Below are 18,956 nucleotides of genomic sequence, written 5' to 3' on the forward strand. Positions count from 1 at the left end.
GAGCCCCGAAGAGCTCTTAATGACTTTCTCATCCGGACCAACGGTTTAAAAGTCTAGAGAACTATACCTTTGATAAATCTAATATACTAGTGCCACTTAAGACTTTAACTTATCTCGGAAGACTACAACGCTGGATAATCGATGTAGCCTTTTTCGTTGCCGCCAAACAGAGTGGCGCCGTCGAGATCGGATAGTTCGTTGCCGTTTTGTAGGCGTGAAACTAGGTCTGGATTAGCAACGAATGGGCGACCAAATGCGACCAGGTCGGCGTAGCCTTTGCTTAACACTTCTTGGGCGCGTTCTGGTGTGTAGCTGCCAGCAACGATGATGGTGTTAGAGAACAACTCTCTTAGTTCGACACGGAAGCTTTCAGGTATCACAGGCGCGTCATCCCAATCGGCTTCTGAAAGGTGCAGATAAGCGATATTACGAGCTTGCAGTTCCTTTGATGCTTCTAAAATCGTTGGCACGATGTCTGGGCAGTTCATGTCTTTGAAGGTGATGAATGGGGCTAAACGTACGCCCACTTTGTCAGCACCAATCGTTTCAATTACCGCATCCACGACTTCAATTAGAAAGCGAAGTCGGTTCTCACGACTGCCACCATAGTTGTCGGTGCGCTTATTTGAATTGGTTCTTAGGAATTGATCGATGAGGTAGCCATTACCACCGTGGATTTCCACTCCGTTGAACCCTGCCTGGACGGCTTTTTTCGCTGAGTGAGCAAAATCTTGAACAACACGATCGATATCGGCTTGGGTCATCTCTCTTGGTTGGATGCAATCCACCATGTTGCCGTTACCATTTTCATCAGAGATCCAAACCTGCGTTTCTATAGGTGCCAGTGCTGAAGGTGCAATCGGCAACTCGCCTTTTTGAAAGGTAGGGTGTGATACTCGGCCTACATGCCATAGTTGGCAGAATATCGCGGCACCTTGCTCTTTTGCTGCTGTTGTTACTGATTTCCAACCTTCGATTTGCGCATCGGTATAAACGCCGGGTGTGAATGAGTAACCTTGAGAGTCATCTGAAATTTGTGTGGCTTCAGTGATGATAAGCCCTGCACTTGCTCGTTGTTGGTAATAAGTCGCCATCATGTCGTTTGGCACGTTTCCAGGTTGGCTAGTGCGAGCGCGTGTCATGGGTGCCATAACGACACGGTTTTGCAGCTCTAGGCCTTTCAGTTCTGATGTTTCGAATAACTTGTTCATGATCTCTACCTTTATGAATTTTTAGTGCTGTGCCAATTCCAGTTTGATAATGAATTGGCACTTTGAAGTTACGGAGTTCTTAAATTATTTAGCTTCTGTTGGTGCAAATATTGAGTTGCTTTGTGGTTTCTCTTTTCGGTTAGCTTTAGCGATTAAGAATAAGCCGACGATAGGAACCACAACGGCTGCGAACGGAATCATGCCTGCGCCTAGTTGGCTGTCGAGTACCATGCCGCCAAGGAATCCACCAAAGGCATTGGCTAAGTTAAACGCTGAGATATTCGCAGTTGCTGCTAGCTCTTGCCCTTCGCCACCGTGGTTCATTACTCGGAGTTGCATGGCAGGGACGTTCGCAAATGATGCAATACCAAAGACAAATGCAGCTGCAACGAATAGGATTTTGTTGTCTACCACAAGGCCAACTACCACCAATGAAATGATCATCGCGATAGCCCAAAACATTGAAGCTTTGCCTAGGTTTTTATCTGAAGAGCGTCCGCCCAAGGTGTTACCGATGATTAAGCCAACACCCACAATCACTAAGATCCAAGTCACTGATTCTTGACTGTAACCTGTGATGTGCATGGCGATTGGCGCAAGGTAGCCGTAAAGCGTCATGAAGCCAGACCAAGCAAAAGCGGTGATTGCTAAGCTGATCAGTAACATTGGATTTTTGAATGCTAGAAGCTGAGTTTTGATGTCTTTCGCTTCACTGTGACCGGTCGATTTAATCGAAGTCAGAATGGCAAGCATCGCGATAGTGCCAAGTGCTGCCACGGTAAAGAAAGTAGTGTGCCAGCCGAATTGCAAGCTGACCCATGTACCAGCTGGAACGCCAAGAACGTTAGCGAGTGTTAAGCCTGCGAACATTTGGCCAACGGCACGACCTGCCATTTTTTCAGACACTAAGTTGGTTGCAACAACCGCACCGATACCATAAAAAGGGCCTTGCACTAAGCCTGCGATAACACGGCTGGCAAGTAGAAGTGGGTAGCTAGGAGCAAGGGCTGATAAGACATTACCGATGATGAACAGTGCCATTAAGCCAATCAGCACCATCTTCTTGTTAAAACGTGCAAGGTAGATGGTTAAGATCGGGCCGCCGATAACGATAGCCAACGCGTAAGCACTGATAAGGTAGCCAGCTTGGCCTTCTGTGATTGAAAGTGATGTGGCGATCTGTGGAAGAATGCCTGCGATAACAAACTCAGCCGTGCCGATTGCAAATGCAGCGAGTGTCAGTATCCAAACTTGGAATGGAATCTTTTCTTTATGGGTAGTTTCTTTATGGATAGTTTCTTGGTTGACGGTTTCTTGTTTCATGATGATCTACCTATGTAAATTCTTGTTTGTTAGGACGTGAGATACACGCCCTAACGATTGTTCTTTATGTCTTTGCTTCTTTGCGGAGTGTTAGCCGAGTAGAGCGCCGCCATCGATATCGATGATTGACCCAGTGACGTATGGGTTATTAATTGCGAACAGGTAACCCATGGCTATCTCTGAAGGCTCGCCAACCTTACCTGCGGGTAGGTTGTTTTTGGCGTTGTCGTACATGTTTGCACGAGCGGAATCGTCCATGTTTTTGTAGGCTTCCGTCATGGTTAAACCCGGGCTAACGGCATTGACTCGAATGGGTGATAGCTCTTTCGCCAGTATTTTGGTTACGCTTTCTAGTGCGGCGTTGATGGCGGTTTTTACGTAAGTACCAGCAACAACTTTGCGTGACAACATACCAGTTGTGAAGGTGATAGAGCCGTTTGGCGTCATGTAGCGTGCGGCATGTTTGGCTACGTTTAAGCTGCCCCAAAACTTAGTGTCAAAAGCTGTCTTAGCGTTTGCGGTTGCTACGTCTGTTACTTTTCCTGCGGGAGCGGATGAGCCAGCCGTTACGATTAAGTGGTCAAACACGCCAATCGATTCGAAGTATTCACAAATCGACTTTTCATCGGTGATATCAACGCCTGTGTGTCGGCTGGCAATATGTACCGTGTTGTTCTCGTTTCTTAGTTGCATCGCTAGTGCTTTGCCGATACCTGATGTGCCACCAATGATGACGAAAGTGTGTTGCTCTTGTTTAGTCGATTCGTTAGTCATGCTCTGAATTCCTGCGTTGTTCTGTTGATGTTTGCCATTATATTTATTCGACTAAATTTGATAATTGGTTAAAATATAAATTCATTATTCGGTTAATCTGAATAGTGTGACTGGGTATTCAAATCGAGCATTAAGATCGAGAAGTAAGACGAAGAGGTGGAAGCGAGAATCGTATGGATAAGTTTTCAGATATGGCGATGTTCGTGAGCATTGTTAAGCATCACGGGTTAGCAGCGGCGGGGCGAGAGTTAGGGCTTTCTCCTGCGACGATGACAGCAAGGTTGCAGGCACTTGAAGAACGATATGGTGTGAAATTGCTGAACCGAAGCACAAGACATGTGTCTTTGACCGACTCTGGCGAGCTGTATCACAAGGCATGTTTGGAGATTTTAGACAACGTCAGTGAGGCCGAAAACCTGATTCAAAATGGCGTAAAAGAAGTCAAAGGCTCGCTAAAAATCGCCGCGCCAAAAGACATCGGAAAGCAGTACATTCTTCCTATTCTTTCGGAGTTTTGCCAGCAGTATCCGGATGTTATTCCTTACCTGTACTTGAACGATAACCTCTCGAACATTGCTGAATCTGGCATGGATATCGTGGTCCGTTATGGTGAACTGGTCGACAGCAGTTTGATATCCAGACGCTTATCGCCAAGCCGACGCGTGTTGTGCGCTTCTCCTGAATATCTTGCTAAACATGGAACACCGTTAACACCACAAGACTTGGTTGAGCACGACTGCTTGGCGATGCTGCGCAGTAATGAAGAGCTCAAGACATGGCACTTCCAAGATAATGATATGAAGAAGTCGGTGACGGTTGTGCCGAAGCGATTTTCAGACGATGGCGAAGTGATTCGGTACTGGGCATTAAAAGGTGAGGGCATTGCGCTTAAATCGGTGCTGGATGTGCAAGACGACATCAATAACCAACGCCTTGTTACTCTGCTTAATGGCTACATGAAAAACTTCAATACCGCGATGTCGGTGTCGAGCGCCGACTTGAATGTGGTGTACATCAGCAAGAAATATCAGCCGAAGCGTATCCGACTGTTTCTGGATTTTCTGTTTGAGCGCTTTGGCGATTACGTCAGCTCGAGTCGTTAATTTCCGAGTTAAACAAGTAAAAGAAATACAACGATGGCAACCGCTAACGCCCTTGGGATAAAAGTATCTTTGTCTATCATGGGCACCTCTTATCGTGCCTCAAATGAATGAGGCACGGGTTATTTTTTTGGGTTAACGAAGGTGTAGGTAGAACGGAGAGAAGGTATCAATCACATCAACCAAACGTTGAAGTTGCTTGATATCGCCCTTGGTTGCTTTCGCTGTTGATTCTTCAACATTGATGTCTTTAACTAAGAACAAGTGAACAAGGTCTTGTTTTGACATATCGACGGTGAGATCGGCGCTCTCAGAGCTAAAACCATTGTCGACAGCCATTGTGCGGTTAGACACGTTGACAAGGTATGGGCTTCCATCCACAACAAGGTTGATGACGTGCGTCTCGTTGGTGTTCAATTGCTCGGCTATTAGGCGAGTTGGAATCAGTGACATCACATCATCGGTTGGTGCCTCAACGAACTTGCTGGCATCGCCAAAAAAGTTCATTGTATCGAGTACGCCATCTAGTTCTCCGCGAAGCTCTGCTGCACCTGTGAGTGCCCAGTGACGCCAACCCGGGGTCGATTGTTCCCAACCCCAACGCTCTAGCGCAACGGCTTTTTGTCCACGAGCATACATATCGTTGTGATCGACTCGGATAACATGCGTTAGGATCTGCATCGCTTCACCGTACTGTTGTTTCTCGATCATGCGATCCGCAGCCTTTCTAATGGCGTCTGAGCCACCCATCATATCAACGTAAAGTTGCGCCATGTCTTTGTGTGCAGGCTTCGCAAGCTCACTGGCATCACCATTGAACCAACCAACATTACCCGCATAGATATTGGCAACATTTTGATATTCTGAGCCACGCAACGGGCGAAGGTAATCGTGATCTTTGAGTTCTTCAGGCAGACGGATACTGTCCGAAAGCTCATGCATGGTATAGCCTTTGTTGATATGGCGAACCGTTTGATCTTGCATGTAGCGCAGTGAATCCGCGTAGGCTTTCATTACATCTTCAACACGCTCTTGGCTTACTGCAGAACGGCCGTGGTGTAGGGAAAGCGTTTTTGGCTGATAGCGGCGCATACGGTCTATAGAGTCTGCCCATTCAAGGCCGTCACGGTACTCGGTACCACGAATGGTGTAGAGGTTTGGAATGGTTTCACCTTGAATGGTATCGCCACCGACCATGTCTCCCGTTTCATGTACATAGAGTGCAACACCATCTGGCGCTTCGCCTGGGGTGTGGAAAAACTCCAATGTAAGGCCATCTACCTTCATGATCATCAGATCGTCGACTAAGATATTTGGCGCGAAGAAGGATTTGTTTTGTGATTGCATCACGATGTCTGCTGGGTAGCCAACACCTTGGTTTACCCCTTTATCGTAGTCATTGTTATGAGGGATAAAGGCACCAAATGCATACGCGGTTCGAATCGACTGTTGATTAAGATAAATGCCAGACTCTTCATTCATTTTTTTCTGGAAATCAACATGAGCGATGACATTAATTTTGCCAGATTCGAAGTCTTCACGCGTTGCTAGCCCCTCGGTTCCTGCCCATTGATCTGGGTGGTGGTGAGTATAGAAAATCGTATGAACCTCACGCTCGTCTCCAGTTGCGTCACGGTAAGCCGACAGCATGGCTTCACCGGTTTCAGCCGTTGAACCAGCGTCGATAATGATCAGTCCTTTGTCACCCTGAAGGAAGGTGATCGAAGCTCCCTCAAAGCCAAATGCGTTGTACATGCGGTCTGATAGCTTAAAGATCACAGGGTTGGTCATTGCTTCTTCCATCGCTGCTAACTCTGGATGAATTTTGCCTTCTTGCAGCGCCTTTTCCATGTTTTCTTTGTTGTATTCCGGCGTGAATAGAGGTTCACCTCGCCAGATTATTTCTGGGAATGACCCCGCTAGTTTTGTCGAGGCATTTTCAGATAAAGGGAAGTAACTTTGCTGCTCAGCAGACATGGTTGGAGAGAGAAACTCAATGCCATTAGCAAACGGGTCATAGTTATTAGAAAGCACAACATCGTACTCGCTCATATCGAATGAGTGGTCATGGTCGCCGTGAGTTAAACGCTCTGATGCGTGATGAGAGTGAGCCATCACATTGCAAGACGCTAAGATTGAGAGAGCAATAATGGTTTTTTTCATAGTGTTACCCTGGTTCTGTATTTCGTATGAATCAGACTCAGAATCCATCCTGTTTCGTCGTTCTTCAAAAGTTGAAGGATACGAGGGTGTGCAATAGACCTCGTTGATGACGATATCTTAGGCAGTTTTTAAGCGGCGAACCATTGGGTAGTAACTATAAAACACATAGATTTTATCTATGTAATTTGGTTTATTTTGCCTTTATTTAAGAATTATCATTGCTTGCATAGTTTTTGTTTATTTCTTGGAAGGTGGTGTTAGATGCTTTTTGATGTGTTCTCGAACTTGAGCATGTCGCTGATCTTGAATACTGCGTTTGTGATAAATCATTTTCATTTCGTAGTTACGCAACGCAAATGGCGGTTCGAGGACTTTTAGCCCTAGCTCTTCTGCTAAATTAAACATGGACTCACTGACAATGCACACCGCGTCAGAGTTACGAGCGTTCAGCAGTAGATTCGATTGACCGGAAACTTCTCGAACCACGTTACGCTCAAATGCCTCTTCAGTTCGGGTTTCTAGTGCGCTTACATTTTTGTCTTTTAGGCGCAGCATGATGTGCTCGGCGTTTTTGAACTGCTCAAGGGAGATGGTATCGCCAATCGTTGGGTGGTCTTTACGACACGCAAGTGCGAGCTTTTGGGAGCCGATCGATTCGACAATAAAGGAGTGATCAGTAACAGAGATATCGTCGACAACAATATCCACCTCTCCGGTTCTTAGTTTGTCCAAAATGCTGTATTCGATGGCGGGAGTTTCAACAAAGTAGACGCCTTCATAGCCAGGGAGTGCCTGCATGATCACTTCTGGGCAGCAGATTTTTAGCTTTCTCTCTTCTTTAAATACTGAGTCGAGCCGACCTAATATTTCTCGGCATTGCTCAGCAAGATAATGCGCATCTTCTGTCGGCTGAATTGAACGACTGGTGCGATAAAACATGATCTTTCCGCTCTGCTCTTCAAAGTTTTTGATCGCGGCGGTCATTGATGGCTGAGTCATATTCATATGTTCTGCTGCCTTAGAAATACTCTTGAAGTCATAAGCTGCGAGAAAGTGTTTAATCAGATTGAGATTCATATAGGTGTGCTCTGTAGAAAGAGATTAAATAGTTTGAATACGACTCAGTGATCGTTGTGTCGATGATGGTAGAGTCAGTGGTGCCGAGATTTAGCTTAAATTATGTGTTGAAAACATGCGCTATATATTTGTTGGAAAACACATTTTTTTACCAAAATAACAAATCAGGATATGATGGGCAAAAAGTAACCAGCAACCAGAACAAGGAGTGCTCATGAAACAGGTCGGAGATACGGTTATCAAACCTTTTCATAAGGCAACCTGCCATTGCGGTGCGGTTGAATTAGAGCTCAGCTTACCTAACGGGATAGAAAAACCACGTCGTTGTGATTGTTCTATTTGCCGTCGTAGAGGGGCGATTGTGGGCTCTGTGGCGCTGGATGGTATCAAGATCCTCAAAGGTGCGGAGCATCTTAAGCTTTATCAATTCAATACCAACACCGCGAAGCATTACTTCTGCTCAAACTGCGGTATCTATACCCATCACCAACGCCGCTCAAGCCCAAATGAATACGGTTTTAACATCGGCTGTTTGGAAGGGGTGAACCCTTTTGATATTGGTGATGTGGTGACCAACGATGGCGTTAATCACCCTGCTGATCGCTAAGTCGTTACACAATATAAAAGGAATTAATTATGTCTGAATATGGAGCGGTCATTCGCTGGCAAAAAGCGGAAGATGAAGCCTTTAGCGACAACCAATACAGTCGCGGTCATACGTGGGATTTCGATGGTGGTATCACTGTGCCAGCTTCATCTTCTCCTCATGTTGTGCCACTGCCGTTTTCGGTGGAAGCGAACGTTGACCCGGAAGAAGCCTTTATCGCGGCACTTTCTAGCTGCCATATGCTGACGTTTTTGGGCATTGCCGCAAAGCAGCAGTACGTGATCGACTCTTACGTGGATGATGCGATTGGTGTACTGGAAGAAGATGAATCCGGTCGCTCATCTGTCACTAAGGTGACTCTGCGACCTGACATTGTGTTTTCGGGCATTAAGATACCAACTGCTAAACAACTCGACAAACTGCATCATTTGGCGCACAAAAACTGCTTTATCGCGAACTCGGTCAAGACTGAAATTGTGGTCGAGATGCGAGATTAATCTTAATTAATCACAAGATTTCTTTAAAAGCTTCGTCCTTTTTATCTCGCTATCGTCTTAAGGGTATTCAGGCAATCCAGTTGATTGCAAAAGAACCAAGCACACTATTTGAGGAACCCTCCATGACAGCGTTTAACAGTGCATCGAATTACGGTGAACATGCGTTTATCAAAAGCAAACCAGAGATGCTAGAGAGCATTTACAACACTGTCGATGTATTTCCTTACTGGATTGCCGACATGGATTTTCAGGTAGCCGAACCGATCACTCAAGAGCTGAATCGTTTGGTTGAGCGTGGAGTGTACTCGTATGAGTTCAATGAACAGGCGGTGTTTGAGGCGCTATCTCAATGGTATTCAAAGCGTCATGGTTTAAATCTGTCTTCAGACAAATTCGTTCAGGTTCCGGGAGTATTACCAGGCATCGCGTTGTTACTGCGCCAGTTTACCAACGAGGGTGATGGTGTACTTATTCATACGCCGGCTTATCATCAGTTCGCTAATTTGGTGAATAAAGCAGGTCGTCAGGTCGTGAATAGCCCGTTGATTAATGACGGACAGAGTTATCAGGTTGATTTTGCTGGTATGGAGCAACAGATCATCGAACAGCAAGTGAAGGCGATGATTTTCTGCAATCCGCATAACCCGACTGGGCGAGTGTGGACACCTCAAGAAATTGAACAAGTCATCGAAATCGCCAAGCGCCACGATGTGCTGATCATCAGCGACGAAGTTCATTCCGACATTATCTTTGAAGGTCAAGCTTTTACGAGCTTAAGCAGCTTTGATTACGACAAGGTCATTGCCTTGATAGGCTCTCCGGCGAAAACCTTCGGCATGCACAGCATCTCAAATGGTTATGTGTACACCAACAATCATGAGTTATTTGAAGCGTTCAAAACCAATGTGGTAGCGATGTATCTCGACCATGGTAATGCGTTCAGCACATTTGCAACCGTGGCTGCCTTTGAGAAAGGTGAAGAGTGGTTAGACGGCATGCTGGTGTATCTGCAAGACACAGTTAAGTGGATTACCGAATTTTCTGAGCAGCGAATTCCTCAGCTAAAAGTCTTCCAACCGCAAGGGACTTACCAAGTGTGGTTTGATTTCTCAGGCTTGGATTTTTCGGAAGAAGAGCTAAAAAATGTGGTGTTTGAACAGGCTAAAATGGGCTTAACCCCAGGTGGTTGGTTTGGTGCGCAAAGCCCTAACTTCATGCGAATGAACATCGCAACGTCACGTGACAATATCGAGAAGTCGTTTATTGCTTTAGCCGACGCGATTGATGGTTTTGAGCGAGGAAGTCAGGAGAGTTCAAACTGCTGTGATAGCGGAAATTCAAAAAGCTGTTGCTGATTATCCATGTTGAATTGAAAACGCTTAGCTGTTGATGCTGAGCGTTAGGCTCTAAAGAACAAAAAACCGCGAGGCTGCTTAGTGCATCACTGGCGGTTTTTTTATGTCTGTGTAATCCTACGTACGGTTTTATTGAGTGACAGTTAGAAAGTACTGAGAGATAGGTAGCGATCTCTTGAATGGTAGGAATAGATTGGTTAGCAGAGAGTTATGTTTAGCGTCCCACTGAATAGTTTTGTACATCGTGTGAGTGATAAAAGCCAAGTGATGGCGCATGCTGCAGAATGTGGATGCCAGTTGAAGCGAGTTCGTCGTTCGCGCAATTGGCTGTTGGTCGCTCAAGAGCATCAACTCGTTGAATTTAAAACGATGTTAACTCACGAAAAAGACGGTTGGATAGCAATCGCAATCGACAAAGTGCTGCCTAAACCTGTGGTGTGTTTGGCATCTCTGTTGGCCGCGACACCCTCCATGACCGTCGCTCAACTGGTGATGGAATCTGGATGTTCAATGGCCGAAGCAAGGCGTGCCATTGATGAACATGAAGGGCTGTAGGCGTATTCGAATCGTGTGAAAAGAGAATCGCGAGCAGCAAAAAGCCCGTAACGATATTACGTTTTTCAGCGCAATATCGTTACGGGCTTTATCATCTGTGCTTGTGCTGCTTAAGCTAAGCCATGTGGCTTATAAAGCGTTTACTCGATTAAGAGTTAGCTACTTTTACACGAATCGTGTTGCTGCCAAGCTTTGACAAGTTCAGCTTGTTTAGTGCCGCTTTAGCTTCTTCGTGCTCTGGCATTTCAACAAATGCAAAGCCTTTAGATTCGCCAGTTTCTTGGTCTAAAACTAGGCTGCACTCTTTTACTGAGCCGAACTCAGAAAATAGAACACGGATGTCTTGCTCTGCAGTAGAGCGCGATAGGTTACGAACTAGAAGTTTCATAATAAACCTTGAATATGAATTTACGCTGAGCATTGTCGCACACTTTCGTGCTCACCCTCACAAATAATTAGCGGAATAGCTCGGTTTACCTGTTCGCTGCTCTCATTAGCCGTTAACCGCGGTTTATCGTGATATCTGACACATATCCATGCTCGGTACTGGTTAACGCCTGCTGCAGCATTTGAGCGGCTTCTTGTGCGGTCATAAAGCTTGAGGTATCCATTGCTTTGCCGCTGGTTCCCCAAAACTCGGTTGCCATCCCGCCGGGGTAAACTGCAACGATCTTCATCGGGTGACCTTTGAGCTCCAACCTGACCGATTCGATAAAGCCTTTAACGGCCCATTTGGCTGCGCAGTAAGTAGACTCTTCTGCTTTAGCGCCTTGAGCCGCGGTCGACATCACCACTGCAATGGTGACTGATTGATCTTTGTAGCGCTGCACAAGCTCGCGAATCAAAAAGATCGAAGACTCGATGTTGTTTTTCAGCATGTCGCTGATGGCGGCGGGATCTTGTTGTTCAATTTTACCGAAGTACCCACTGCCTGCGCTATGAACCACCAGCTTTGGTGTTTCAGGCAACGCATCCAATAACTCACTCACTGATTGTGGATCGCACAAGTCACAGGCTTGGCTAACAGTATTCGCAGGCAGATTTTTCGCTAATTCAGCTAAACGTTGGGAGCTGCGGCCAGTGATCATTAAGCGCTGATGGCTGTTCGATGTGTTCGCATATTGCTTGGCTAAAGCTGCGCCTAAACCGCTGCTTGATCCGGTGATTAAAATCATGGTGACTCGGAATTGTTGAATTGAATCGAGATAGTAAGGCTTTGAATACCTGTTTGCTGAGATCTAAGACCAAGATGCAGAGATCCATGAGTAAGATCGATAAAACAGAGGTTTGAGAAAGTCGTAGGAAGATAGGAAGATAGGAAGATAGGAAGATAACAAGAAAAGCAGAAAGGAAAAATGCCTAAAGGTAAAGCACGTAAAGGTAAAAGCGCCGGCATAGAGCCAGCGCTTTTGAAATCAGATTACTCTTCGTCGAACTGTTTGGTCGTGAATGAGTCTTCGATTCTGTTGAGTTCTTCTTGATCTTTCACTCGCTGTTCTTCTTGGCGAATGACTTTCGCTTCATTGAAGCGTTTCTTTTCCGACTTAGTCAGAAATTTTACAGCTTTCTTGTTGGTCAGTGCGTAAGCAACTACGTCTTCGCCTTTTTCTCTGCGGTCGTTTACACGTTGTGAGAAACGTTCATTGTCGCGAGCTTTACGCTCCGCTGAGGTCAACTTGCTCATGCTTTAAAGCCTTTTCAATTATTCATGGTAGGGAATCTACGCTTAGCGAAACAATGGGGAAGTGCTCTGAATTGGTGGAACTGTGTATCACATCCGCTCAACTGAGTTTAGCCCATTTGTATGCTGGTGGCGCATCTTAGCACAAAGGCTTGAGCATGCAGGTATGCTATTCGAGGGATTACACAGAACAACCCACAATTTTCTGTTGTGGGTTGAGATTGCATTGTGGGCTGAAATTGTTTGCGGGCTTAGATTATATGTTGGGCTGAAAGTGTCTTTTGGGGTAACGGTTACCGTTGATGAAAATGGGAACAGGAAAGAGCGGTTAGATTAAATCTTCTCGATATATAAGATCACTTCGCCTACTTTGAAACCAAATTTAGACATCTCAGTTTTGTTGAACAAGCGTTTGTCGTCCATCAAGAACATCCAGTCGTCTAATACGATTTCATAGGTGCTACCGTCTACTTCGATTTCTAAGTCATATTTCCAATACAGAGCAGAACCTAGAGTCTCGCCATAAGCGGTTCCGACTACATCATTAGCAGTGCCTGAATAGGTGTTTTCGCCGGTTTTTATCAGGTTCCAAACGCGTGTTGAGCGCTCGCCATCAGCAAAAGAGAACCACTCTTTGATTTCTCCTTTGTCACCGTCCCAAGTCGCTACGAGCTTAGCGTCAAAACGGCGTAGTAGGTTACCAGAGCGGTCGAGTACCATGCCGTATGCCATTAGCTCGCCGTTGAAAAAGGTTTCAAGCTTGAGCTCTGGCGTAGTGTCTACGTGGTTTTCTAAACTTGCAGAGCCACAACCCGCTAGCCAAGTGAGTGAAAACAGTGCCAAAGCAAATTTTATTATTGTTGTTTTTGGATTCATTTGTTCAAACCTAATAGTTGTTTGCGTAGACCTGGCTCAGATGTGTTTTCAGATAACCAAATCGCGAGAAAGGCTTCACCAAATTGCTTGTCTTGGATGGTGCCGATGGGTTGTTCATCGAAATAGAAGCGACTTACGTTGTCTTCAGCAACTCGGATAGTCAGCGTGCTGCCTTCCTCAACGTTGGGCCACATTGCGTACAAAGGCTTCAACCAACGCTGGATATTGTTGTTGGAGTAACCAAGTTTGCTCCACTGGTCTTTGGTTGCGTCTACAAGGTCTTTGCTGTCAATTGCTCGGTAGTACTCAAGTTTCAAAGCACGCTCAGAGTTAGATGGCGTGGTGTAGAACTCTGCAGAATACAAAGTCCAAAATAAGTAACTCATCTCACCTTGGCCACGCTTGTTTAAATCATCGACAGCAGAAGCGTTGGCATTCCCGGTAAAAAGGAGTGCTGCGCAAATGAGGGTTAGGGTGACTAAGCTAAATAGTCGGTTTCTTGATTGCTCGCTTGTTTGAGTGCGAACGCGACTAACATCGCTCTCAGATTTGAATGCTTGCGTAGGGTTGCGTGGAAAAGCCATAAGTCACCTCGTTGTTGCCATTTTGGGTTGTACTAAGTTGGAGTAAGCGGCCACCAGTAAGGGCAACAAAATCCCCCAACTTATTGCAAGGGCAGCTAACACCGATGCGTCTGGCCAAGTAGTCAGAAGGGCGCCTGCTTTGATGCCTCCCCAATAACTACTAGTACCTGCTACGAACCCTATGACAAACAAGATCACTTTCGAGCATTTTAAAAGCCAATTTAGGCTGTGGTTAAAACTGATTAAGAACATGATCCACAGGCAGACTAGCCACACTGGGAACCAAGATTGATTTGCAATTTCAGAGTCGACGGCAAACACGCCGAAGTGAAGTAAGAGGCTATCAAGCAACAGCCCCAATGGTAATAAAATGAGTATTTTCAGATCGCTACTGCGAGTAGGAGAGAGAAGGAAGTGAACGGCCACAATCAGTGGCGCCACGAACGGGGCTTGCGCGGTAAAGAATGCGCTGCAAACCCAGGTCGCTTGAAACAGAACGAGATTAATAATCCAAAACCGTTTCATCTTTTACTCCAAAGTAACGAGGTTTTCTAGCAACTAAGTGATGAGTACTGATCACGCGCTCTTTGAATGCACCTTCACAGTAGCAGAAGTAGAAGATCCACAAGCGCTTAAACTCTTCTGAATAGCCGAGAGACTCTAACTCTTCCCAACTGTTTTCAAAGGCAACATTCCAATCGTTAAGCGTTCGAGCGTAGTGCAGGCCAATGTCATCGATTTCTTGAACCACAAGATCTGTACTGGTCGCAAGGTGTTGGGTCATCACTGAGACCGAAGGTAGGCAACCGCCCGGGAAAATGTACTTCTGAATAAAGTCGACGCCTTTGCGGTATTTGTCATAACGACTGTCGGCGATGGTGATTGCTTGAATCAGCATTTTGCCTGATGGTTTCAACAGTGAAGAACATTTCTCAAAGAAGGTCTGTAGATATTCATGGCCGACCGCCTCAATCATCTCGATAGAGACCAACTTGTCATACTCACCAGTGAGGTTACGATAATCCTCTTTAAGCAAGGTGATTTTGTCGGTTAAGCCAAGCGCTTTTACTCTCTGTTCTGCAAGCGCGTGTTGGGCATCTGAGATTGTGGTAGTGGTGACATGGCATCCGTAGTGTTGCGCCATGAATATAGCTAAGCCACCCCAGCCTGTGCCTATCTCGACCACGTTATCGTTCTCTGACAACTCTAATCGCTCACAGATGGTTTTCATTTTGTTTTGCTGAGCTTTGGATAGGGTTTCTGCTTCTTCGCTGTAGATAGCGGAAGAGTATTGCATCGAGCTGTCTAGGAAGCGCTCGTACAGTTCGTTGCCAATATCGTAGTGCGCAAGAATATTACGTTTAGAGCCTTGTTCTGTGTTGGCATTCTTACGACGCAGCAATAGGTTTTTGATGCGAGAAATCCATTGCGTTTTGTCGTCAAGCTCGTCGAGTTGGGATTGATTTCGAGCCATAATTTGAATTACTTTGGTGAGGTCTGGGCTTGTCCATTTGCCATCGATGTAGGCCTCAGATGCGCCAATACTGCCGTCAATCACGACATCTCTAAAAAAGGTTGCATCGTGAATCACGATTCGACCTTTCAAATCGGCTTCTCGATCGCCGAACACCGAATGCTGGTCGCGCTCAATGATCTCAAGCGTCGCGAATTGCAGGCTTTCTAGAACCTTAAAGATTAAAGCTCGATATTTACAGTTGCTTGAAACAGCAACGGCTTTAGCTTGTTGTTCAATGTTGTTGTTTTGTTTGGCAAGCTGTTCCATGTAAACCTCGCTGATAACTCATTCTAATATTTTGTGCCAACTAAGCTGGGTTATGCCCTTGGTTGGAGCGAACCCAAGCTAGGGTCGAATTCTATTATTTAGTTGCTGTGAAGACACTTAAGACGTTGAGTCTGGGTGCCCCACAAACGGTACTTTCTTCAGGAATAATTTGAGAGCCTGATAATAAATGCCCATCACGACTTTTATCGTCATCGCCGGAATCTTAAATACCGTTCGTCTAATGTTTGTCTTGGTTACTGACTGTTTCGTCAGAGCCAGTGTCGCATCGAAAAGCTTGTCGTCTCGGCGGCTTTCGATATGAACTAACGTGCGTTTCGCTGGTGGCTTAATTTTCCAAAAATAAGTCATGTTCAAATCCATGAACGGCGAAACGTGAAACTCTTTCTTAACCTTTAATTCTTGGTGCATGTCGATCAGGTAGTAGTGTCTTTCTCGCCAAGGCGTGTTACTCACCTCGGCCAGCATGTACTTACAATCTCCTGTTTCGTCGTAACAGAAGAAACAATTGATTGGGCTGAAATAGATACCTAAACAACGGCACTGAGCCAGCATCGTCACACGGTTTGAATCAGACCAAACCCCACCAAGTTTTTGTACTTTGGAAGCTATACGTTGTTTAAGTGATTTTGGTTCATCCGTGGTGGCATTTTCTTTTTTTTCAGCGAGATAATCCGATTCGACGAAGCGAATTGGGTTGTACCATCGAGTTCCGAACAGCACACTACGCGCTGTGGTTTGGGGCAGTTCGTCGAGATCTAACCCCATCATATACAGCTGATAGCTGAACTCATGAGTTATGTCGCCAAAGCGGCGGTGTCTGACGTTGCCCCAATAGATCCCGCTGAGCTCTTCACTCTTTTCGGATGCGATCTCTATTTCGGATGTCAGGGTTTGACTGTTCATAGCGCTGAACTCGTACTCAAATCTAAACCGAAGCGTTTGGTCACATCGAGTGCACTGTGGACACCGTCTTCATGGAAGCCGTTGTACCAGTACGCGCCGGCAAAGTGCGTCTGGTTTTTGCCACAAATCTGCTCACGCTTGTGCTGAGCTTCGACCGTGTTCGAATTAAGTACCGGGTGATGATAAACAAAGCTGCGAATGATTTTTTTTGGGTCGATGGCTTCGCTTTGATTCAAGGTGACACAGAAGGTGTCTTGGCTTTCGATGCCTTGCAGAATGTTCATGTTGTAAGTCACACAGGCAGGTCGTTTACTGTCGCCATCCAACATGTAGTTCCAACTTGCCCATGCAAGCTTTCTGTCTGGTAACAATCGGGTATCAGTGTGCAGAACCACTTCATTGCGGCTGTATGGGATCTCGCCCAGTACCTGTTTCTCTTGCTCTGTCGCATCGCCGAGTAAACGTAACGCTTGGTCTGAGTGACAAGCAAATATCACTTCGTCGAAGTCTTGTGTGCCGCCATCTTCAAATTCAATCGTGATGCCCGCTTCATGGCGAGTGACTTGTTTGATCGATGTGTTCAAAGCGACGGATTTGTTCAAACCTGAAAGGATGATTTCAACGTAAGAGCGCGACCCTTTAGGAATTACATACCATTGTGGACGGTTCGCGATGTCGAGTAGCCCGTGGTTGTAGAAGAATTGAATGAAGAATTTAAGCTCAAATTCTTCCATTTCCTCTAAGCTTGTCGACCAAATTGCTGCGCCCATCGGTAGGATATAGTGCTGGCTGAAAAAATCGGAAAATTGATTATCGCGTAGGAAACTGCCAAGGGTAACGTCTGGTGTGAATTCATTGCTTTCAAACTGAGCCTTACACAGTTTGTTGAACTTGAGAATGTCTGACACTAAAGACCAGAACTGAGGTTTGAAAATATTGCTTCGCTGAGCAAACAACGAATTAATGCTGTGACCGTTGTACTCAAACTTAGTGGTGGTGTTGTGGACGCTGAAACTCATCTCGGTAGGTTGCCTTTCAATACCGAGTTGTTCGAGTAGCTGATTGAAGTTTGGGTAGGTTCGATCGTTAAATACGATAAAGCCAGTATCTATCGAAAACGCCGAGCCTTGATGTTCAATATCAACGGTCGCGGTGTGGCCCCCAACATAATCGTTCTTTTCGAATACGGTCACGTCGTGGTGCTTATCTAATATGTGTGCGCAAGTGAGTCCAGAGATACCTGACCCAATAATGGCGATTTTCTTCATTGTTATACCATCCTTGAAGCGAGTTTTTGCCAAACTGGAGTTGGAAGCATTCTTAGTAGCTTCATCAACATGATGAATCGTCTTGGGAAATCGATTTCACTCTTTCCTTGAGCAATACCATTTACGATTCGCTGAGTTGCGGCCTCACTACTAATAATCATAGGCATAGAGAAGGTATTTCGCTCGGTTAATGGCGTTTCAACAAAGCCTGGGTGCACAATTGAGACATGAATATTGTGCTCGGCCAGATCAACCGACAGTGTTCTGCCTAAGTAGGTGAGGGCTGCCTTTGAAGCGCCATAAGCCTCGGCTCTTGGCAAAGGTAAAAAGCTGGCGCTGGAACTTACTAAAACCAAACGGCCGCCCGGCTTAATGTTTTTTAGCCAGGCTTTAAGGGCGTAGCCAATTGAAATTAGATTGATGTTGATGACGCGCTCGAAAAGCTCAGCATCAAAATTCACTGGGTCGTTGATGTATTCACAATCACCCGCATTTAAAATCAGCAGATCGAGCGGCTTGTCTTGGTCGAGCTCTGGGAAGTTATGGTAATCGGTTAAGTCGAAACAGAGCGGCGTAATGGATGAATGCGCGATGTCTGTCTCGTGAGAATCAACTAAGGCTTGCAGCTTGTCTGGGTTACGGCCACACGTAATCACCTGATGCCCTTGTTGAGCGTAATCGATAGCCAGTGATTGGCCGATACCTGAGGTCGCGCCTGTGATCATAATATGCATTATTGGCTCGCTCTCTTTTTGATGGATTTGATGGCGCAGCCCAGAACTGGAATGTGTTCGTACAACATAGAGCCGACATCAAGATAGTCTCTGTGATAAACCACTTGGCCGTCGAGCATCTTAAGGTGGCTGTGTCCTTGTACTTCGATTGGCTTTTGACCGTTCAGCTGCTTATGAGAAAATTGCATCGTCCAATACACCGAAGCTTCGTCGTTCACTTCGAAAGTGTGTTCGATATGAAAGTAACAGCTCGTTACCTGGGTGTAGAGGTTCTCGAAGTAGTGCGTAAGCGCCGAAATACCGCTGACATGATGCAGCGGGTCTTGGAATTCAATATCAGGGTGATAAACCGTCTTAAGCACGTCGAAATTGTCGGTTCCGAGTTCTCGATACATGTTGAGAAAGTTATCAAGCCATAGAGAGTTATCCATAATATTCACTCTA

The 18,956-nt window shown here is 45.8% G+C and carries 21 protein-coding genes; 5 read left to right on the plus strand and 16 right to left on the minus strand.

Annotated elements, in window-relative coordinates:
- Window positions 1-122: 122 nt before the first annotated feature.
- The 3 genes from NX845_RS06300 to NX845_RS06310 all read right to left on the minus strand — a co-directional run bounded on the left by NX845_RS06300 (window position 123) and on the right by NX845_RS06310 (window position 3,308).
- Complete coding sequence (locus NX845_RS06300) at window positions 123-1,211, minus strand: alkene reductase (protein ID WP_260256663.1); 1,089 nt, start codon at window positions 1,209-1,211, stop codon at window positions 123-125.
- An 84-nt stretch (window positions 1,212-1,295) separates the two neighbouring features.
- Entirely contained in the window at window positions 1,296-2,534 is a 1,239-nt protein-coding gene (locus tag NX845_RS06305; protein ID WP_065605101.1) for an MFS transporter, read from the minus strand.
- 90 nt (window positions 2,535-2,624) lie between these two features.
- Window positions 2,625-3,308 carry an SDR family oxidoreductase gene (locus NX845_RS06310; protein WP_260256664.1) on the minus strand — a complete coding sequence of 228 codons (684 nt, stop codon included), beginning with the start codon at window positions 3,306-3,308 and terminating at the stop codon, window positions 2,625-2,627.
- A gap of 173 nt (window positions 3,309-3,481) precedes the next feature.
- On the opposite strand from NX845_RS06310, the gene NX845_RS06315 reads away from it, so the two are divergent.
- The gene (locus NX845_RS06315; RefSeq protein WP_017090035.1) at window positions 3,482-4,411 is read left to right on the plus strand and encodes a LysR family transcriptional regulator; all 930 of its coding nucleotides are present in this window, start codon (window positions 3,482-3,484) and stop codon (window positions 4,409-4,411) included.
- A gap of 132 nt (window positions 4,412-4,543) precedes the next feature.
- Here the strand turns inward: NX845_RS06315 and NX845_RS06320 are convergent, their stop codons facing one another.
- Window positions 4,544-6,571 carry an alkyl sulfatase dimerization domain-containing protein gene (locus NX845_RS06320; protein ID WP_237297885.1) on the minus strand — a complete coding sequence of 676 codons (2,028 nt, stop codon included), beginning with the start codon at window positions 6,569-6,571 and terminating at the stop codon, window positions 4,544-4,546.
- A gap of 237 nt (window positions 6,572-6,808) precedes the next feature.
- The gene (locus NX845_RS06325; protein ID WP_017091916.1) at window positions 6,809-7,648 is read right to left on the minus strand and encodes a LysR family transcriptional regulator; all 840 of its coding nucleotides are present in this window, start codon (window positions 7,646-7,648) and stop codon (window positions 6,809-6,811) included.
- 214 nt (window positions 7,649-7,862) lie between these two features.
- Between NX845_RS06325 and NX845_RS06330 the strand changes: the two genes are divergently transcribed.
- The 4 genes from NX845_RS06330 to NX845_RS06345 all read left to right on the plus strand — a co-directional run bounded on the left by NX845_RS06330 (window position 7,863) and on the right by NX845_RS06345 (window position 10,662).
- Complete coding sequence (locus NX845_RS06330; protein ID WP_017077078.1) at window positions 7,863-8,255, plus strand: GFA family protein; 393 nt, start codon at window positions 7,863-7,865, stop codon at window positions 8,253-8,255.
- A gap of 29 nt (window positions 8,256-8,284) precedes the next feature.
- Complete coding sequence (locus NX845_RS06335; protein ID WP_260256666.1) at window positions 8,285-8,752, plus strand: OsmC family protein; 468 nt, start codon at window positions 8,285-8,287, stop codon at window positions 8,750-8,752.
- A 122-nt stretch (window positions 8,753-8,874) separates the two neighbouring features.
- Complete coding sequence (locus tag NX845_RS06340; protein ID WP_260256667.1) at window positions 8,875-10,107, plus strand: MalY/PatB family protein; 1,233 nt, start codon at window positions 8,875-8,877, stop codon at window positions 10,105-10,107.
- A 210-nt stretch (window positions 10,108-10,317) separates the two neighbouring features.
- Window positions 10,318-10,662, plus strand: coding sequence for a ribosome recycling factor family protein (locus tag NX845_RS06345; protein ID WP_004732696.1), 345 nt, complete (start codon window positions 10,318-10,320; stop codon window positions 10,660-10,662).
- Between the two features lie 148 nt (window positions 10,663-10,810).
- Here NX845_RS06345 and NX845_RS06350 read toward each other — a convergent pair whose 3' ends face one another.
- The 11 genes from NX845_RS06350 to NX845_RS06400 form a co-directional block, all read right to left on the minus strand.
- Complete coding sequence (locus NX845_RS06350) at window positions 10,811-11,050, minus strand: RNA-binding protein (RefSeq protein ID WP_017084996.1); 240 nt, start codon at window positions 11,048-11,050, stop codon at window positions 10,811-10,813.
- A 112-nt stretch (window positions 11,051-11,162) separates the two neighbouring features.
- Window positions 11,163-11,837 carry an SDR family NAD(P)-dependent oxidoreductase gene (locus tag NX845_RS06355; RefSeq protein WP_260256669.1) on the minus strand — a complete coding sequence of 225 codons (675 nt, stop codon included), beginning with the start codon at window positions 11,835-11,837 and terminating at the stop codon, window positions 11,163-11,165.
- Window positions 11,838-12,082: 245 nt separating this feature from the next.
- The gene (locus tag NX845_RS06360; protein WP_004732701.1) at window positions 12,083-12,346 is read right to left on the minus strand and encodes a hypothetical protein; all 264 of its coding nucleotides are present in this window, start codon (window positions 12,344-12,346) and stop codon (window positions 12,083-12,085) included.
- Between the two features lie 330 nt (window positions 12,347-12,676).
- Window positions 12,677-13,219: a DUF3833 domain-containing protein gene (locus NX845_RS06365; protein WP_260256670.1), complete on the minus strand. Its 543-nt coding sequence runs from the start codon at window positions 13,217-13,219 to the stop codon at window positions 12,677-12,679.
- Window positions 13,216-13,803, minus strand: coding sequence for a chalcone isomerase family protein (locus tag NX845_RS06370; RefSeq protein WP_061021166.1), 588 nt, complete (start codon window positions 13,801-13,803; stop codon window positions 13,216-13,218). The genes NX845_RS06365 and NX845_RS06370 overlap by 4 nt, the downstream gene beginning before the upstream one ends.
- Before the next feature lie 3 nt (window positions 13,804-13,806).
- A complete protein-coding gene (locus tag NX845_RS06375) occupies window positions 13,807-14,328 on the minus strand; it encodes a DUF2878 domain-containing protein (protein WP_017082959.1) in 522 nt (173 codons plus the stop codon).
- Window positions 14,306-15,586, minus strand: a complete 1,281-nt coding sequence (locus NX845_RS06380) for a cyclopropane-fatty-acyl-phospholipid synthase family protein (RefSeq protein ID WP_256799191.1) — start codon at window positions 15,584-15,586, stop codon at window positions 14,306-14,308. Before NX845_RS06380 ends, NX845_RS06375 begins: the two co-directional genes overlap by 23 nt.
- Before the next feature lie 117 nt (window positions 15,587-15,703).
- Window positions 15,704-16,510, minus strand: coding sequence for a DUF1365 domain-containing protein (locus tag NX845_RS06385; RefSeq protein ID WP_102567568.1), 807 nt, complete (start codon window positions 16,508-16,510; stop codon window positions 15,704-15,706).
- On the minus strand, window positions 16,507-17,778 hold the full coding sequence (locus NX845_RS06390; protein ID WP_017094203.1) for an NAD(P)/FAD-dependent oxidoreductase: 1,272 nt from the start codon (window positions 17,776-17,778) through the stop codon (window positions 16,507-16,509). The genes NX845_RS06385 and NX845_RS06390 overlap by 4 nt, the downstream gene beginning before the upstream one ends.
- 2 nt (window positions 17,779-17,780) lie before the next feature.
- Window positions 17,781-18,512 carry an SDR family NAD(P)-dependent oxidoreductase gene (locus tag NX845_RS06395; RefSeq protein WP_260256671.1) on the minus strand — a complete coding sequence of 244 codons (732 nt, stop codon included), beginning with the start codon at window positions 18,510-18,512 and terminating at the stop codon, window positions 17,781-17,783.
- On the minus strand, window positions 18,512-18,943 hold the full coding sequence (locus NX845_RS06400; protein ID WP_009846086.1) for a nuclear transport factor 2 family protein: 432 nt from the start codon (window positions 18,941-18,943) through the stop codon (window positions 18,512-18,514). The genes NX845_RS06395 and NX845_RS06400 overlap by 1 nt, the downstream gene beginning before the upstream one ends.
- Window positions 18,944-18,956: the final 13 nt, after the last annotated feature.

This window comes from Vibrio sp. NC2 (genome assembly GCF_025195005.1).
GTDB classification, from domain to species: domain Bacteria; phylum Pseudomonadota; class Gammaproteobacteria; order Enterobacterales; family Vibrionaceae; genus Vibrio; species Vibrio splendidus.

Bases quoted from the DNA above. Each gene is read 5' to 3' on its own strand.
- NX845_RS06300 (WP_260256663.1), bottom strand. From the start codon at position 1,211: ATGAACAAGTTATTCGAAACATCAGAACTGAAAGGCCTAGAGCTGCAA.
- NX845_RS06305 (WP_065605101.1), bottom strand. From the start codon at position 2,534: ATGAAACAAGAAACCGTCAACCAAGAAACTATCCATAAAGAAACTACC.
- NX845_RS06310 (WP_260256664.1), bottom strand. From the start codon at position 3,308: ATGACTAACGAATCGACTAAACAAGAGCAACACACTTTCGTCATCATT.
- NX845_RS06315 (WP_017090035.1), top strand. From the start codon at position 3,482: ATGGATAAGTTTTCAGATATGGCGATGTTCGTGAGCATTGTTAAGCAT.
- NX845_RS06320 (WP_237297885.1), bottom strand. From the start codon at position 6,571: ATGAAAAAAACCATTATTGCTCTCTCAATCTTAGCGTCTTGCAATGTG.
- NX845_RS06325 (WP_017091916.1), bottom strand. From the start codon at position 7,648: ATGAATCTCAATCTGATTAAACACTTTCTCGCAGCTTATGACTTCAAG.
- NX845_RS06330 (WP_017077078.1), top strand. From the start codon at position 7,863: ATGAAACAGGTCGGAGATACGGTTATCAAACCTTTTCATAAGGCAACC.
- NX845_RS06335 (WP_260256666.1), top strand. From the start codon at position 8,285: ATGTCTGAATATGGAGCGGTCATTCGCTGGCAAAAAGCGGAAGATGAA.
- NX845_RS06340 (WP_260256667.1), top strand. From the start codon at position 8,875: ATGACAGCGTTTAACAGTGCATCGAATTACGGTGAACATGCGTTTATC.
- NX845_RS06345 (WP_004732696.1), top strand. From the start codon at position 10,318: ATGTTTAGCGTCCCACTGAATAGTTTTGTACATCGTGTGAGTGATAAA.
- NX845_RS06350 (WP_017084996.1), bottom strand. From the start codon at position 11,050: ATGAAACTTCTAGTTCGTAACCTATCGCGCTCTACTGCAGAGCAAGAC.
- NX845_RS06355 (WP_260256669.1), bottom strand. From the start codon at position 11,837: ATGATTTTAATCACCGGATCAAGCAGCGGTTTAGGCGCAGCTTTAGCC.
- NX845_RS06360 (WP_004732701.1), bottom strand. From the start codon at position 12,346: ATGAGCAAGTTGACCTCAGCGGAGCGTAAAGCTCGCGACAATGAACGT.
- NX845_RS06365 (WP_260256670.1), bottom strand. From the start codon at position 13,219: ATGAATCCAAAAACAACAATAATAAAATTTGCTTTGGCACTGTTTTCA.
- NX845_RS06370 (WP_061021166.1), bottom strand. From the start codon at position 13,803: ATGGCTTTTCCACGCAACCCTACGCAAGCATTCAAATCTGAGAGCGAT.
- NX845_RS06375 (WP_017082959.1), bottom strand. From the start codon at position 14,328: ATGAAACGGTTTTGGATTATTAATCTCGTTCTGTTTCAAGCGACCTGG.
- NX845_RS06380 (WP_256799191.1), bottom strand. From the start codon at position 15,586: ATGGAACAGCTTGCCAAACAAAACAACAACATTGAACAACAAGCTAAA.
- NX845_RS06385 (WP_102567568.1), bottom strand. From the start codon at position 16,510: ATGAACAGTCAAACCCTGACATCCGAAATAGAGATCGCATCCGAAAAG.
- NX845_RS06390 (WP_017094203.1), bottom strand. From the start codon at position 17,778: ATGAAGAAAATCGCCATTATTGGGTCAGGTATCTCTGGACTCACTTGC.
- NX845_RS06395 (WP_260256671.1), bottom strand. From the start codon at position 18,512: ATGCATATTATGATCACAGGCGCGACCTCAGGTATCGGCCAATCACTG.
- NX845_RS06400 (WP_009846086.1), bottom strand. From the start codon at position 18,943: ATGGATAACTCTCTATGGCTTGATAACTTTCTCAACATGTATCGAGAA.